This is a genomic window from Actinoplanes campanulatus (assembly GCF_014647795.1).
Lineage (GTDB): Bacteria > Actinomycetota > Actinomycetes > Mycobacteriales > Micromonosporaceae > Actinoplanes > Actinoplanes campanulatus.
In genome coordinates this window covers 257,602-271,325 of record NZ_BMPW01000012.1, presented here as the reverse complement: position 1 = coordinate 271,325, position 13,724 = coordinate 257,602, and the positions used below count along the sequence as shown (strand labels likewise).

Here is a 13,724-nt window from a genome sequence, read left to right as displayed (position 1 = left end):
ATCAGGCCGGGCGGCGCCGCTGCCGCTCGTTGTAGTCCCGCATCCGCTGTGGATAGCCCATCAGCCGGACGTCGTAGACCGGCATCGCCAACTGGTGGGCGAAGCGGCGCGCAACCTCAGGTGACTCGATCCGTCGCCTGGTCCACTCGCCGTCGCGTGCGACGAGCAACAGCGTGGTCTCGGTCACCGTCGTCTGTGGCTCGATGAATGCCTCGACTCCCCGCCGGGAGCGGACGAATTGCGTAAGATGCTCGAGATCGGCGCGGTCGACCGGCCGTCCGCCGGGTCCGCCCGAGCGGGGACGCCGCCGAAACCATGCCACCGTTCCCTCCTCGCGTTCGATCCCGCAAGGGTACGTCGGGGCAACGTGTCGTAGGGCACCTGGCTGCATTGACCGGGCCGAGAAGTGACAAGATGTCGGTGACGGGACTGTGACCGTTTCCATTGTGTGACCCACACCGGAGACGATGCGACCACTGGAGTCAACGTGAGCCAGCCCAACGGCGGAACCTTCGACATCGTCATTCTCGGCGCAGGAAGCGGTGGCTATGCGGCCGCGCTCCGGGCCGCCCAGTTCGATCTTTCGGTCGCCCTGATCGACAAGGCCGAGCTCGGCGGCACCTGCCTGCACCGCGGCTGCATCCCCACGAAGGCCCTGCTGCACGCCGCGGAGATCGCCGACCAGACTCGTGAGAGCGAGCAGTTCGGGGTGAAGGCCGACCTCGTCGGCATCGACATGGCGGGGGTGAACGCCTACAAGGACGGCGTGGTCAGCCGGCTCTTCAAGGGCCTGAGCGGCATGCTCTCGCACAACAAGAACATCACGGTGGTCCAGGGGGCGGGCAAGCTCGTCAGCAAGGACACCGTGGAGGTGGACGGCAAGCGCTACACCGGCCGCAACATCATCCTGGCCACCGGCTCCTACTCGCGCTCGCTGCCCGGCCTCGAGGTCGACGGCAAGCGGGTGCTGACCAGCGAGCACGCCCTCACGATGGACCGGGTGCCGGCCTCCGCGATCGTGCTGGGCGGCGGCGTCATCGGCGTCGAGTTCGCCAGCGTGTGGAAGTCGTTCGGCGCCGACGTGACCATCGTGGAGGCCCTGCCCCGCCTGGTCGCCGCCGAGGACGCCGACATCTCGAAGCAGGTCGAGCGCGCCTTCCGCAAGCGCAAGATCAACTTCAAGGTCGGCAAGCCGTTCGAGAAGGTGGAGCACACCGACAACGGCGTGCGGGTCACCATCGCCGGCGGCGAGACCCTCGAGGCCGAGGTGCTGCTGGTCGCGGTCGGCCGTGGCCCGACGACCGCCAACCTGGGCTACGAGCAGCAGGGCATCACCCTGGACCGGGGCTTCGTGATCGTCGACGAGCGCCTGCGCACCGGTGTCGGCAACATCTACGCCGTCGGTGACATCGTCCCCGGCCTCCAGCTCGCGCACCGCGGCTTCCAGCAGGGCATCTTCGTCGCCGAGGAGATCGCCGGGAAGAAGCCGGCCGTCATCGACGAGGCCGGCATCCCGCGGGTCACCTACTCCGACCCCGAGGTCGCGTCGGTCGGCATCACCGAGGCCAAGGCCAAGGAACAGTACGGCGACGACAAGGTCTCGACGTACAACTACAACCTCGGGGGCAACGGCAAGAGCCAGATCCTCAAGACCGCGGGCTTCATCAAGCTCGTCCGGGTCAACGACGGGCCGGTCGTCGGCGTCCACATGGTGGGCGCGCGGGTCGGCGAGCTCGTCGGCGAGGCCCAGCTGATCACCAACTGGGAGGCCTTCCCCGAGGAGGTCGCTCAGCTCGTACACGCCCACCCGACGCAGAACGAGGCGCTGGGCGAGGCCTTCCTCGCGCTCGCGGGCAAGCCGCTGCACGCGCACAGCTGAAGCTGAAACGATCGTTCACCGCGTTAAGGAGTTTGGGAAAAGATGCCGGTATCGGTAACCATGCCGCGGCTGGGTGAGAGCGTCACCGAGGGAACGGTGACCCGCTGGCTCAAGCAGGAGGGCGAGCGCGTCGAGGCCGACGAGCCGCTGCTCGAGGTCTCCACCGACAAGGTCGACACGGAGATCCCGTCGCCCGCCGCGGGTGTGCTCACCCGGATCGTGGTCGGCGAGGACGAGACCGCGGAGGTCGGCAGCGAGCTGGCCGTCATCGCCGGGGAGGGTGAGGACGCCGGTTCGGCCGCGCCCGCACCGGCCCAGCAGGCGGCCGCGGAGCCGGAGCCCGCCGCTCCGGTCACCCCGTCGACGGAGAAGCCGGTCGAGGCGGAGGCGCCCGCGCCGCAGACCGCCGCCCCGGCGGGCAACGCCGAGGGCACGGAGATCAAGCTTCCGGCGCTCGGTGAGAGCGTCACCGAGGGCACCATCACCCGCTGGCTGAAGCAGGTCGGCGAGGAGGTGGAGGCGGACGAGCCTCTGGTCGAGGTCTCCACCGACAAGGTCGACACGGAGATCCCGTCGCCGGTCGCCGGCACTCTGCTGGAGATCCGGGTCGGCGAGGACGAGACCGCGGACGTCGGCGCGGTGCTGGCCGTCATCGGCGCCGCGGGCAGCGCCCCGGCCGCCGCTCCGGCCCCGGAGAAGCCGGCCCCGGCTCCGGCGCCCGCGCCCGCCCAGGCGCCCGCGCCGAAGGTGGAGAGCGCTCCGGCTCCGAAGATCGAGTCGGCTCCGGCCCCGCAGGTGGCCCCGGAGCCCGCGAAGGCCCCGGCGCCCGCCGCGGTCGAGTCGAACGGCGCCGGCGACGCCGGCTACGTCACCCCGCTGGTCCGCAAGCTGGCCGCCGAGAAGGGCGTGGACCTGTCCACCCTGACCGGCACCGGCGTGGGTGGCCGCATCCGCAAGCAGGACGTGATCGACGCGGCCGAGAAGGCCGCCGCCGCGAAGGCCGCCCCGGCCCCGGCAGCCCAGGCCGAGAGGGCTGCCGCACCGGTCGAGAAGGCCGCCGCCAAGGCGGAGCCGAGCCCGCTGCGTGGCCGGACCGAGAAGCTGACCCGGATCCGTGCCACCATCGCCCGCCGCATGGTGGAGTCGCTGCAGGTCTCCGCGCAGCTCACCACGGTCGTCGAGGTGGACGTCACCAAGATCGCCAACCTGCGGAACAAGGCGAAGGCCGACTTCCAGGCCAAGCACGGCGTGAAGCTCACCTTCCTGCCGTTCTTCGCGCTGGCCACGGTCGAGGCGCTCCAGCAGCACCCGGTGGTCAACTCCTCGATCGACGTCGAGGCGGGCACCGTGACCTACCACGGTTCCGAGCACCTGGGCATCGCGGTGGACGCGCCGAAGGGCCTGGTCGTCCCGGTTATCAAGGACGCCGGCGACCTGAACCTGGGCGGTCTGGCCAAGCGGATCGCCGACGTCGCCGAGCGCACCCGCAACAACAAGATCGGGCCGGACGAGTTGGGTGGCGGCACGTTCACGCTGACCAACACCGGCAGCCGGGGCGCGCTCTTCGACACGCCGATCATCAACCAGCCGCAGGTCGGCATCCTCGGTCTCGGCGCGGTCGTCAAGCGCCCGGTGATCGTGAACGACCCGGACCTGGGCGAGATCATCGCGCCGCGGTCGATGGTCTACCTGGCGCTGAGCTACGACCACCGGATCGTGGACGGCGCCGACGCGGCCCGCTTCCTGGGCACGCTGAAGGAGCGTCTGGAGGGCGGCCACTTCGAGGCCGACCTGGGCCTCTAAGGACGACATGGACCGGGGGGTGCGCCGTTGCGGCGTACCCCCCGGTCTGTTTTGAAACAACCGATCTTCGGGAAAGGGTCAGGTATGCGGATCGTCATGGCCGGAGCGTCCGGATTCCTCGGCACCCGGCTCGCCGAACGGCTGCGACAGAGCGGCCACGACATCGTCCGGCTGGTCCGGCGCCCCTCCGAACGGCCGGACGAGTCGTCCTGGGATCCGGCGCAGGGCCGGCTCGACCAGGCCGTGCTGGCCGGTGCGGATGCGGTGATCAACCTGTCCGGCGCCAATGTCGGCGACCACCGGTGGACCGCGGCGTACAAGCGGGTGCTCCGGTCCAGCCGGATCGACACCACCGACACCATCGCCCAGACGATCGGCCGGCTGCCGGCCGACGAGCGTCCCCGGGTGCTGCTCCAGAGCTCCGCCGTCGGGTGGTACGGCGACACCGGCGATCAGGCGGTCGCCGAGGAGGCCCCGGCCGGCAACACGTTCCTGGCCGACCTGTGCCGGGTGTGGGAGGCCGCGGCCCGGCCGGCCGAGGACGCCGGCGCCCGGGTGGTGCTGCTGCGCACCGCTCCGGCGATCGACGCCGGCGGCTCGCTGATCAAGCCGCTGCTTCTGCCGTTCAAGCTGGGCGCGGGCGCCCGGATCGGTGGCGGGCGGCAGTGGATGTCCTGGATCGCCCTGGCCGACTGGCTGGCCGCCGCCGAGTTCCTGCTGGAACGCGACGACCTGGCCGGTCCGGTGAACCTCGTCTCACCCCGGCCGGTGACCAACGCCGAGTTCACCCGGGAACTGGCCCGGGTGCTGCACCGGCCCGCTCTGTTCTCGGTGCCCGGCCCGGTGCTCGACCTGGTGATCGGCGGGCTGGCCGGGGAGGCGCAGCGCAGTCAGCGGGTGCTGCCCGGGGTGCTGTCGCAGGCCGGGTTCGCGTGGGCGTACCCCGAGATCGGCGCCGCGCTGGCGGCGACCCTCGGAGCGCAACCGGCGATGGCCCCCTAGAAAAACAGGCTTTCTTGCTAACCTGCGGCTGATGTCCGTCGTCACCCCCGCCCCCGCCGCGTCCGCCGATCCGCCCGCCGAGTCCTCGCCACCTCCGCGTGGCCGACCTTGGCGTGGCCATCTGGCCGTCGCTCTGACAGCGCTCGCGCTCGCCGTCTACGTGACCAACGGTCTCTGGCGCGATCCGTACCGTCACGGTCTCTCCGACAACATCGGGGACCAGGCGTTCTTCGAGTGGCTGCTGGGGTACGGGGTGTACACGCTGGGCCACGGCTCGGACCCGTTCTTCAGCGACCTGTTGAACGTGCCGTGGGGCGTCAACCTGGCGGCGAACACGTCGATCTCGGTGTACACGGTGCTGTTCGCGCCGCTGACCCACTTCGCCGGCCCGCAGATCAGCTACGTGACGATCCTCACCCTGAATCTCGCCGGCTCCGCCTTCGCGTGGTATCTGTTCATGCGCCGCTGGCTGGTCCGCAGCCCGCTCGCGGCCGGGCTGGGCGGCATGTTCTGCGGGTTCGCCCCCGGTTTCATCTCGCACGCCAACGGCCACCTGAACTGGACGGCCGGGTGGGTGGCCCCGGTCGTCATCTGGCAGGTGCTGCGGCTGCGGCAGCCGGGCCGCTGGCTGCGCAACGGGCTGATCCTCGGCGTCATGCTGGCCGGCTGCTTCACGATCGCCGCCGAGGGCCTCTTCTACACCGCCCTGGCCAGCGGCATCTTCATCGTGACCTGGGCGCTGGCCGGGCCGGTCCGCGCCGAGGCGAAGGCCGCGGCGGGCACCGTACTGCGGGCGCTCGGGGTGACCGCCGTGGTGGCCGGGGCGCTGCTGGCCTACCCGCTGTACATGCACTTCGCCGGCCCGCAGACGTTCTCCGGGACCGGGTTCAACCAGCGCTACTTCGCCGAGGACGTGGCGGCGTACCTGTCGTTCCCGAGCCGGTCGCTGGCCGCGCTGTTCGGGCTGGGCTCCACCCTGGCGCCCAACCGCACCGAGGAGTCGTCGTTCTTCGGCGTACCCCTGATCCTCCTGATGGTGGTCTCCGCGGTCCTGGTGTGGCGGCGGGCCGTGCCGGTCCGCCGGGCCACGTTGCGGGCGATCCTGGTCGTCGGCGGCGTCTTCCTGGTGCTGTCCTGGGGCCCGCGGGTGAACTGGATGGACGACGAACTGCCCATCCCGCTGCCCTACGCGGCGCTCGCCCACCTGCCGCTGTTCGACTCGGCGCTGCCCCTGCGGCTGGCGCTGGTCGTGGTCGGCGTCTTCGGCATCCTGCTGGCCCTGATCACCCAGGAGCTGGTGGACCGGCGGCTGTCGCCCAACCTCCAGACCGCGGTGACCGCGGCGATCGTGGCCGCGCTCCTGCCGATCTTCCCGCTGCCGGTGCGCCACCAGGAGCGGGCCCCGGAGCCGGACTTCATCGCCAACGGCACCTGGCAGCGGTACGTGTCGGACAACGGTGTGATCTCCGCCCTGCCGTTCGCGCTCAACGTGACGGCCGACGGGCAGCGCTGGCAGGCGTACACGATGGCTCGCGGCGGACCGCAGTTCCGGATCCCGGACGGCTATTTCCTCGGCCCGATGATCAACGGCGAGGCGGGCCGCAAGGAGATCGGCCGGATCGGCGCGCCGCCGGGGCCGACCGACTGGCTGTTCACCCGCGCCGCCCTGTACGGCTACGTCGCCCAGCTCAGCAACGCCGACCGCGAGCAGGCCCGGCTTGACTTCGCCTACTGGAATGTGGAGGTGCTCTTCCTACCCGAACAGATCACCGGTTCCGACCACATGACGCTGTTCCGTGACGCGGTGGAGACGACCGCCACCGATCTGCTCGGTCCACCGGAGAAAGTGGACGATGTTCTGGTGTGGCGCATTCGTCCCGGCGTGGACCCGATCGAACGATGAATTCGGGGCTGGATAATCTCCGCGACGTGACGATCGCCGCGCCCGCCCCGATGACGGACCCGACGACCCGGGATTCCGACGACCCGGCCGACCCGACGACACGTGAACCCGAAGCCCGGCCCGCATCCATGTGGCGGGCCTGGAAGTCGCACCTCGCGATGGCTCTCGTGTCGCTGGCCGCGGCCGTCTACGTCTGTCAGGGGCTGTGGCGGGCGCCGTACCGGCACGTGGTCGCCGACAACGTGAGCGACCAGGGGCAGTTCGAGTGGATGATGTCGTACGGCGTCTACCTGCTCCAGCACATGAACAACCCGTTCTTCACCACCCTGCTGAACGCGCCACGCGGCGTGAACCTGGCGATGAACACGTCCAGCACGTTCTACGCCGTGGTGTTCGCGCCGCTGACCCACTTCGCCGGCCCGCAGGTCACCTTCGCCACCATCCTGACGCTGAACCTGGCCGGCTCCGCCTTCGTGTGGTACCTGTTCCTGCGCCGCTGGCTGGTGCGCAGCGGGCTGGCCGCGGCGTTCGGCGGCCTGCTCTTCGGGTTCAGCCCGGGTCTCGTCTCGCACGCCAACGGCCACCTCAACTGGACGTCCGGCTGGATGGTCGGCATCGTCGCGTGGTGGGTGCTGAAGCTGCCGGAGAAGGGCCACCGGGTGCGCAACGGCGTGGTCCTCGGCCTGCTCTGCACCATGGGCTTCTCGGTGGCCGCAGAGGCGCTGTTCTTCTGCGCCCTGGCCTGTGGGCTCTTCCTCGGCGTGTGGGTGTTCTCCAAGCCGGGTCTGCGCGCCGTCAAGGAGTCGGCGGGCCGGGTCCTGGTGTCGCTGGGCGTGACCGCGGTGGTCGCCGGGGCGCTGCTGTCCTGGCCGCTGTACATGCACTTCAACGGGCCGCTCAAGTTCACCGGCACCGGCTTCAAGATGCGGTTCTACTCCGAGGACCTGGTGTCGTACGTGGCGTTCCCGCTGCGATCGGTGGCCGGTCTGTTCGGCTGGGGCGCCGACCTGGCGCCCAACGCGACCGAGGCCACCTCGTTCCTGGGCGCCCCGCTCGTGCTGCTCGTCGTCGTGGCGCTGGGCCTGCTGTGGAAGCGGTCGTCGCCGGAGCGCCGGGTCACGCTGCGCGCGCTGGCCGTGGTGGGGCTCTTCTTCTTCCTGCTCTCGCTCGGCCCGCGACTGCGGTTCATGGGCGAGGAGCACAGCGACACCCCGCTGCTGTACGCGCTGTTCGTCGACGTCCCGCTGTTCGACTCGGCGCTGCCGGTCCGGTACACGCTGGTCGTGGTCGCGATCTTCGCGATCGTGCTGGCGCTGCTGGCCGACGAGTTCTTCAAGCGCGGGCCGCTGGCCCGGCTCACCGTCGGCGTGCTGATCGTGGCGGCGCTCGCCCCGATCGCCCCGCTGCCGCTGCGCACCCTGGAGCGGGCGCCGGAGCCGGAGTTCATCGCCAGCGGGAAATGGCAGGACTACGTCACCGGTGACGGTGTGATGACCTCGCTGCCGCTCTCCATCGACGTGGCCGTGGACAGCATGCGCTGGCAGGCGTACACGATGGCGCGCGGTGGCGACGCCCAGTTCCGGATCCCGGCCGGGTACTTCCTCGGCCCGCAGGACTACCTGGAGACCGGCCGGCACCTGGTGGGCCGGGTGGGCGCACCGGACCGGCCGACCGACAAGCTGTTCTACCGGGCCGCCCGCTGGGGCCAGGTGCCACGGATCACGAACCTGGACCGGGCCCAGGCACGGATCGACTTCCGTTACTGGAAGCTCCAGGCGATCTTCCTGCCCGCCGAGGTCACCGGCCCGAAGGGCCCGCTCAACCGGGACGCGCTGCTGCGGCTCACCACCGACCTGCTGGGCGAGCCGGAGCAGGTGCAGGACGTGCTGGTGTGGCGGATCACGCCGGGAGTGGACCCGGTCGACCGGACGGAAGAGGACTAGGCTGGCCGCGTGACGTCTTCCGTCTTGACCGTCCTGCGTCCCGGCCTGGTCGACTACCTGGAGGCCTGGGAGGAGCAGAAACGCCTGCACGAGGCGGTGGTCGCCGGTTCCCAGCCGGACACGATCCTGCTGCTGGAGCACCCGAGCGTCTTCACCGCCGGCAAGCGCACCGAGCCGGCCGACCGGCCGTTCGACGGCACCCCGGTCGTCGACGTCGACCGCGGCGGCAAGATCACTTGGCACGGTCCGGGGCAGCTCGTGGGCTACCCGATCCTGCGCCTGCCCGATCCGGTCGACGTGGTGGCCTACGTCCGCCGCACCGAGCAGCTGCTGATCGACGTCTGCGCCGAGTTCGGTGTGGTGGCCGATCGCATCGAGGGCCGCAGCGGGGCGTGGGTCCGGGCCACCGACGGCGGCCTGGACCGCAAGATCGCCCAGATCGGCATCCGGGTGTCGCGCGGCGTGACGCTGCACGGTTTCGCCCTGAACTGCGACTGCGACCTGTCGAATTTCGACCGCTTCATCCCGTGCGGCATCCGGGACGCCGCCGTCACCTCGCTCAGCGCCGAGGTCGGCCGCCCGGTCCCGGTCACCGAGGTCATGCCGATCGTCGAACGCCACCTGGCCACGCTGATCTGATGGCTCTCTACCGCAACCCGCAGGACAAGCGGGTCTTCGTTCCCAAACCGGGCGGTGGCCTGGTGCTCAATTTCGGACACCCGGTCGCCTGGGCCATCCTCGTCACCACGACGATCATCCCCTTCGCGATCGTCGTGGTGGTCACCCTGGCGGTCCTTCTCTAGCCTGACTGGGCGGCTAGCGCCGCACAGTCCGACCCGGGCGGCTGGCGCCGCACGGGTCCCCGGGTCCGGCTTTTTGATCAAGCAGCCTGACTGGGCGGCTGGCGCCGCACGGGTCCCGGGTCCGGCTCTTTGATCGAGCGCTGGCGGCCGGCGGGAGCGGCTCTACGGCCGGGAGTGGGTGGGGTGAGGGTGAGTGGGCAGCTCCGCCCGGCGCGGGCGGCAAAGGCGCGACCCGGCAGCCAGGTCGCTTTCTGCCCACGGCGGCACACGTAGCCCGTACGAAATGAAATGGTTTCAAGGGAGGCGCCACACCTGGATCAGGCCGTCGGACTGCTGGCAGGCCAGGTGGACGCCGGTGCGGCGGCAGGCGGTCGAGAGCGTCCCGGAGATCGCGCCGCGGGTCTGGCCGGTGTGCCAGTCGATCAGGCGGAGGCCGTCGCCGGTGGGGCGCAGCAGCAGGTCGCCGAGGGGAAGGCCGGGGCCGAGACCGGTACGGACGGCGCCGGTCTCCGGGTCGAGGAGGGTGGCCTCCCCGTCGACGGTCAGGGCGAAGCCGTCGGTCCAGCTCTTCCAGTGGAGGTCGGTCCAGGTCACCGAGCCGTCCTCGGGGTTCAGGGCGTGCAGGCCGCCGCCGCCGGAGACGCAGATGTGGGTGCCGCAGGGGTCGACGAACTTCGGGATGACCGAGCGGACGGTCCACATCTCGGTCAGGTCGGGCAGGTGCAGGGCGGTCAGGGCGTACTCGCCGAGAAGGTAGGCGTGGTCGCCGACGATCCGGATCTCGGACGGCTCGCCGGAAGGGGATGCCTGATCGTTGCGCCCGGCCACCCGGCCGTCGGAGCGCCGCAGAGTGACCGCCCCGCCGGTCTCCTCCAGCACGACCAGGTAGCGGCCGTCGGCGGCGGCCGACTCCGGGGCCTGGTGGAACGGCCGCCGCCAGGCGACCTCGTTCGTCGCCGGGTCGCGGAGGCCGAGGCGTGACTCCTCGTCCCAGAGGACGACCGCGTCGCCCGCGGGCAGTGCCGCCTGGAGTCCGGTGGCCGCGTCGGCGCCGGTACGCGTGTCGGCCACCACCGGCGCGCCGCCCATGTTGCCGCCGACCACCACGGCCGACCCGGACACCGACAGCGCCGGCATCGCGCCGAACCACTCGGTCTGCCGGCGCCAGCGGAGCCGGTTCGTGGTCAGGTCGTGCGCCAGGACGTCGACCCGGCCGTTCGCCAGGGTGCGGGTGCTGTAGACGGTGTCGTCGGTGAGCAGCCAGGAGCCGGTGGCGGTCTCGGTGGTGGCCACCCGTTCCAGCGGCGGGACCGGCCGCTCGAGGTGGTCCGGGCCGAGCAGCAGCGCCAACGCCAGCACCAGGGCCGACGCGGGACGCCAGTGCCGGGGACGCCGCACCGGATCGGGCGGCGGCCCCGGCACATCGAGGTCGATAATCACGATGGCATTGAACTACTACGGCGCGACCCGGTGCAGGTCACGCGGGAACGCCGTCACCTCCCGGACGTTGGCGGCGCCGGTCAGGCGGGCCACGAAGCGCTCCAGGCCGATCGCCCAGCCGCCGTGCGCGGGCATGCCGTAGCGGAACGCGTCCAGGTAGCCCTGCTCACCGGCCCCGCCCAGTACGGCGACGTAGTCCTCGTACCGGTGCAGCCGCTGGCCGCCGGTGACGATCTCCAGGCCGCGGAACAGCAGGTCGAAGCTGTTCGACCAGGTCGGGTCGGCCGGGTCCGGGTGGGTGTAGAACGGCCGCTTGCGCATCGGGTAGCCGGTCACGAAGACGAACTCCGACCCGTGCTCGCGCAGCGCCCACTCGCCGACCGCCCGCTCGTGCGCGGGGGCCAGGTCGGGCTCGTCCTCCGGCGCCCCGGCGATCCTCAGGGCCTCGGCGAAGTGCACGGCCGGGATCTCGTCCGGCACGCCCGGTGTCTCGATCATCCCGGTGACCTCGCCGAGCATCCCGGCGATCGTCCTGGTCAGCGCCGCCATCACGTCCCGGTGGTCGCGGATGAAGCCCATCTCGGCGTCCAGCGACGTGTACTGGGCGAGATGCCGGGCCGTGTCGCTCGGCTCGGCCCGGAACACCGGCCCCACCTCGAAGACCCGCTCGAAGACGCCGACCATCATCTGTTTGAAGAACTGCGGCGACTGCGCCAGATAGGCGGGCCGCCCGAAGTAGTCGAGCTCGAAGACGTTCGCACCCGACTCGGTCGCCGACTCGACGATCTTCGGCGTGTGGATCTCGACGAACCGCTGCTCTTCCAGCGACCGCCGGAAACCCCTGGTCACGGCGGCGGAGATGCGCAGGTTCGCGGCCCGCGACGGATGCCGCAGCGCCAGCGCCGCGTGGTCCAGCTGGGTGGGCAGGCTCGCGCTCAGCGCGGGCCGATGCAGTTCAAACGGCAGGGGTACGGCGACCCGGCTCGTTTCCAGGATCTCCGGGGAGGTCAGCTCGACACCCTGCGGCGCCTGCTCGTTGGCGGTGACCACGGCGGTCACCTCGACGACGGTCTCCTCGGTGAGCCGTTCCACCTGTTCACGGGTGGCCGGGTCGGTGACGACCACCTGGCTGAGCCCGGCGGCGTCCCGGACGATCAGGAAGGCCACCGACTTGAGCAGCCGCCTGCGGTGGATCCAGCCGGCGATCGTGACCTTGGTGCCGGGTTCCGTGGTCGCCAACTGGGTGGAGAGGATGCGTTGCATGGCGGGTTACCTCCTCTGGTGCTGCAACGCGGCCCCAGGGAGGTGCGGGCGAGCGGGATCCTCGCGGTACCACCGCACCTTCGCGCCCCTTGTCAGGGCGCCTCTTTGTCGTGCTGCGGCTCCGGGGTGTCTTCACGCTCCGGCGCACGGGCCACCCTTCACAGCTGCCGGGTGGCTCTCTCGGCCGGCGGATCGAAGCGCTACTCGGTCCCATCAACACCGTGCTCGGCACGCTAACAGCCCGCGATGTGCCGATCACCTGAATATCGGGTGACGGCTGTCACAACGTCGGTCACGTGAGCCTCGTCGCCCCCGCATCGCGCCCGGCGGTGGCGGGCGTATCTTCGGGTTGTGACTATTGCTCCCGAGGGCCGCCGCATGCTGCGCATCGAGGCGCGCAACGCCGAGACTCCCATCGAGCGGAAACCGCCGTGGATCAAGGTCAAGGCGAAGATGGGCCCTGAGTACACGGAGATGCGCGGCCTGGTGCAGAAAGAGGGTCTGCACACGGTCTGCCAGGAGGCCGGCTGCCCCAACATCTACGAGTGCTGGGAAGACCGCGAGGCCACCTTCCTCATCGGCGGCGACCAGTGCACCCGTCGCTGCGACTTCTGCCAGATCGACACCGGCAAGCCGGCCGAGTTCGACGCCGACGAGCCACGCCGGGTCGGCGAGTCCGTCGCCACCATGGGCCTGCGCTACGCCACGGTCACCGGCGTCGCGCGTGACGACCTGCCCGACGGCGGCGCCTGGCTCTATGCGGAGACCGTCCGCCAGATCCACAAGCTCCAGCCCGGCTGCGGCGTCGAGCTGCTGATCCCCGACTTCAACGCCGACCCGGCCCAGCTCGCCGAGGTCTTCGGCGCCGCGCCCGAGGTGCTGGCGCACAACGTGGAGACCGTCCCGCGGATCTTCAAGCGCATCCGCCCCGGCTTCCGCTACGAGCGCTCCCTCGACGTGATCACCCAGGCCCGTGCGGCCGGCCTGGTCACCAAGAGCAACCTGATCCTCGGCATGGGCGAGGAGCGCGCCGAGATCTCCGCCGCCCTCCGCGACCTGCACGCGGCCGGGTGCGAGCTGATCACCATCACGCAGTATCTTCGGCCCACCCCGCGGCACCACCCGGTCGAGCGCTGGGTCAAGCCGGAGGAGTTCGTCGAGCTCCGCGAGGAGGCCGAGCAGATCGGCTTCGCGGGCGTGATGAGCGGGCCGCTGGTCCGCTCGTCGTACCGGGCCGGCCGTCTGTACCGTCAGGCTCTCGAAGCCCGGGGCTGAGCCTCCAGCGCCCCGCGCCCGCCGGCGTGGGGCGCCGTCGTTCCGCTTCCGCCGTCGTTCCGCTTCCGGTGTCGTGTCCGCACACACGGGCAGTGGCACCGCATCCCGGCCACGCACGGAAGAAGCCCCGCACCATTCGGCGCGGGGCTTCTGACCGGCTACTTCTTCTTGGACTTCTTGGACTTCTTGGACCTTTTGGACTGCCTGGCCCTGTCGGCGTCGCTGCCGGAACCCCATCGCGCCTCCGCGACCTCCGGAAGGAGAACCGGCGCGAGCAGCTTCAAAAAGATCATGGCGAACGGAGCCAGCCAGGCCCACCACGGCACCAGCGAGTTCGGCCCGAACAGTAACTCGGCGACGCCGTAACCCACCTCGACAGCGGTATCCATTACTTGCCTCCGGGGGAAGGACTC

12 protein-coding genes are annotated in these 13,724 nt (G+C 70.8%); 8 read left to right on the top strand and 4 right to left on the bottom strand.

What is annotated here, in order from left to right; translation table 11 throughout:
• Position 1: 1 nt before the first annotated feature.
• On the bottom strand, positions 2-322 hold the full coding sequence (locus IEZ13_RS24235) for a hypothetical protein (protein WP_183226048.1): 321 nt from the start codon (positions 320-322) through the stop codon (positions 2-4).
• Positions 323-487: 165 nt separating this feature from the next.
• Here IEZ13_RS24235 and lpdA point away from each other — a divergent pair, with 165 nt between their 5' ends.
• From lpdA to IEZ13_RS24200, 7 genes are all read left to right on the top strand, one after another.
• Positions 488-1,879 carry a dihydrolipoyl dehydrogenase gene (gene lpdA / locus IEZ13_RS24230; RefSeq protein WP_183226049.1) on the top strand — a complete coding sequence of 464 codons (1,392 nt, stop codon included), beginning with the start codon at positions 488-490 and terminating at the stop codon, positions 1,877-1,879.
• Positions 1,880-1,921: 42 nt separating this feature from the next.
• On the top strand, positions 1,922-3,682 hold the full coding sequence (gene sucB, locus IEZ13_RS24225; protein ID WP_183226050.1) for a 2-oxoglutarate dehydrogenase, E2 component, dihydrolipoamide succinyltransferase: 1,761 nt from the start codon (positions 1,922-1,924) through the stop codon (positions 3,680-3,682).
• An 84-nt stretch (positions 3,683-3,766) separates the two neighbouring features.
• Positions 3,767-4,684, top strand: coding sequence for a TIGR01777 family oxidoreductase (locus IEZ13_RS24220; RefSeq protein ID WP_183226051.1), 918 nt, complete (start codon positions 3,767-3,769; stop codon positions 4,682-4,684).
• A gap of 31 nt (positions 4,685-4,715) precedes the next feature.
• Complete coding sequence (locus tag IEZ13_RS24215) at positions 4,716-6,587, top strand: DUF6311 domain-containing protein (protein WP_183226052.1); 1,872 nt, start codon at positions 4,716-4,718, stop codon at positions 6,585-6,587.
• A 26-nt stretch (positions 6,588-6,613) separates the two neighbouring features.
• Positions 6,614-8,530 (top strand): DUF6311 domain-containing protein, encoded by a 1,917-nt coding sequence (locus tag IEZ13_RS24210; RefSeq protein ID WP_229794954.1) that lies wholly within the window; start codon positions 6,614-6,616, stop codon positions 8,528-8,530.
• A 9-nt stretch (positions 8,531-8,539) separates the two neighbouring features.
• Complete coding sequence (gene lipB / locus IEZ13_RS24205; protein ID WP_183226053.1) at positions 8,540-9,169, top strand: lipoyl(octanoyl) transferase LipB; 630 nt, start codon at positions 8,540-8,542, stop codon at positions 9,167-9,169.
• A complete protein-coding gene (locus IEZ13_RS24200) occupies positions 9,169-9,333 on the top strand; it encodes a peptide ABC transporter substrate-binding protein (RefSeq protein ID WP_183226054.1) in 165 nt (54 codons plus the stop codon). The genes lipB and IEZ13_RS24200 overlap by 1 nt, the downstream gene beginning before the upstream one ends.
• A gap of 294 nt (positions 9,334-9,627) precedes the next feature.
• Here IEZ13_RS24200 and IEZ13_RS24195 read toward each other — a convergent pair whose 3' ends face one another.
• The gene (locus IEZ13_RS24195) at positions 9,628-10,773 is read right to left on the bottom strand and encodes an outer membrane protein assembly factor BamB family protein (RefSeq protein WP_183226055.1); all 1,146 of its coding nucleotides are present in this window, start codon (positions 10,771-10,773) and stop codon (positions 9,628-9,630) included.
• A gap of 15 nt (positions 10,774-10,788) precedes the next feature.
• Positions 10,789-12,036 (bottom strand): aspartate--tRNA(Asn) ligase, encoded by a 1,248-nt coding sequence (gene aspS, locus IEZ13_RS24190; protein ID WP_183226056.1) that lies wholly within the window; start codon positions 12,034-12,036, stop codon positions 10,789-10,791.
• Between the two features lie 351 nt (positions 12,037-12,387).
• On the opposite strand from aspS, the gene lipA reads away from it, so the two are divergent.
• Positions 12,388-13,311 (top strand): lipoyl synthase, encoded by a 924-nt coding sequence (lipA, locus tag IEZ13_RS24185; protein WP_308285632.1) that lies wholly within the window; start codon positions 12,388-12,390, stop codon positions 13,309-13,311.
• A gap of 158 nt (positions 13,312-13,469) precedes the next feature.
• Here lipA and IEZ13_RS24180 read toward each other — a convergent pair whose 3' ends face one another.
• Positions 13,470-13,700, bottom strand: coding sequence for a hypothetical protein (locus IEZ13_RS24180; protein ID WP_183226057.1), 231 nt, complete (start codon positions 13,698-13,700; stop codon positions 13,470-13,472).
• Between the last annotated feature and the right edge of the window lie 24 nt (positions 13,701-13,724).

What these genes read in the sequence shown, in the direction of transcription:
- aspS (WP_183226056.1), bottom strand. Translation starts at nt 12,036, where the DNA reads ATGCAACGCATCCTCTCCACCCAGTTGGCGACCACGGAACCCGGCACC.
- IEZ13_RS24200 (WP_183226054.1), top strand. Translation starts at nt 9,169, where the DNA reads ATGGCTCTCTACCGCAACCCGCAGGACAAGCGGGTCTTCGTTCCCAAA.
- IEZ13_RS24215 (WP_183226052.1), top strand. Translation starts at nt 4,716, where the DNA reads ATGTCCGTCGTCACCCCCGCCCCCGCCGCGTCCGCCGATCCGCCCGCC.
- IEZ13_RS24180 (WP_183226057.1), bottom strand. Translation starts at nt 13,700, where the DNA reads ATGGATACCGCTGTCGAGGTGGGTTACGGCGTCGCCGAGTTACTGTTC.
- IEZ13_RS24220 (WP_183226051.1), top strand. Translation starts at nt 3,767, where the DNA reads ATGCGGATCGTCATGGCCGGAGCGTCCGGATTCCTCGGCACCCGGCTC.
- sucB (WP_183226050.1), top strand. Translation starts at nt 1,922, where the DNA reads ATGCCGGTATCGGTAACCATGCCGCGGCTGGGTGAGAGCGTCACCGAG.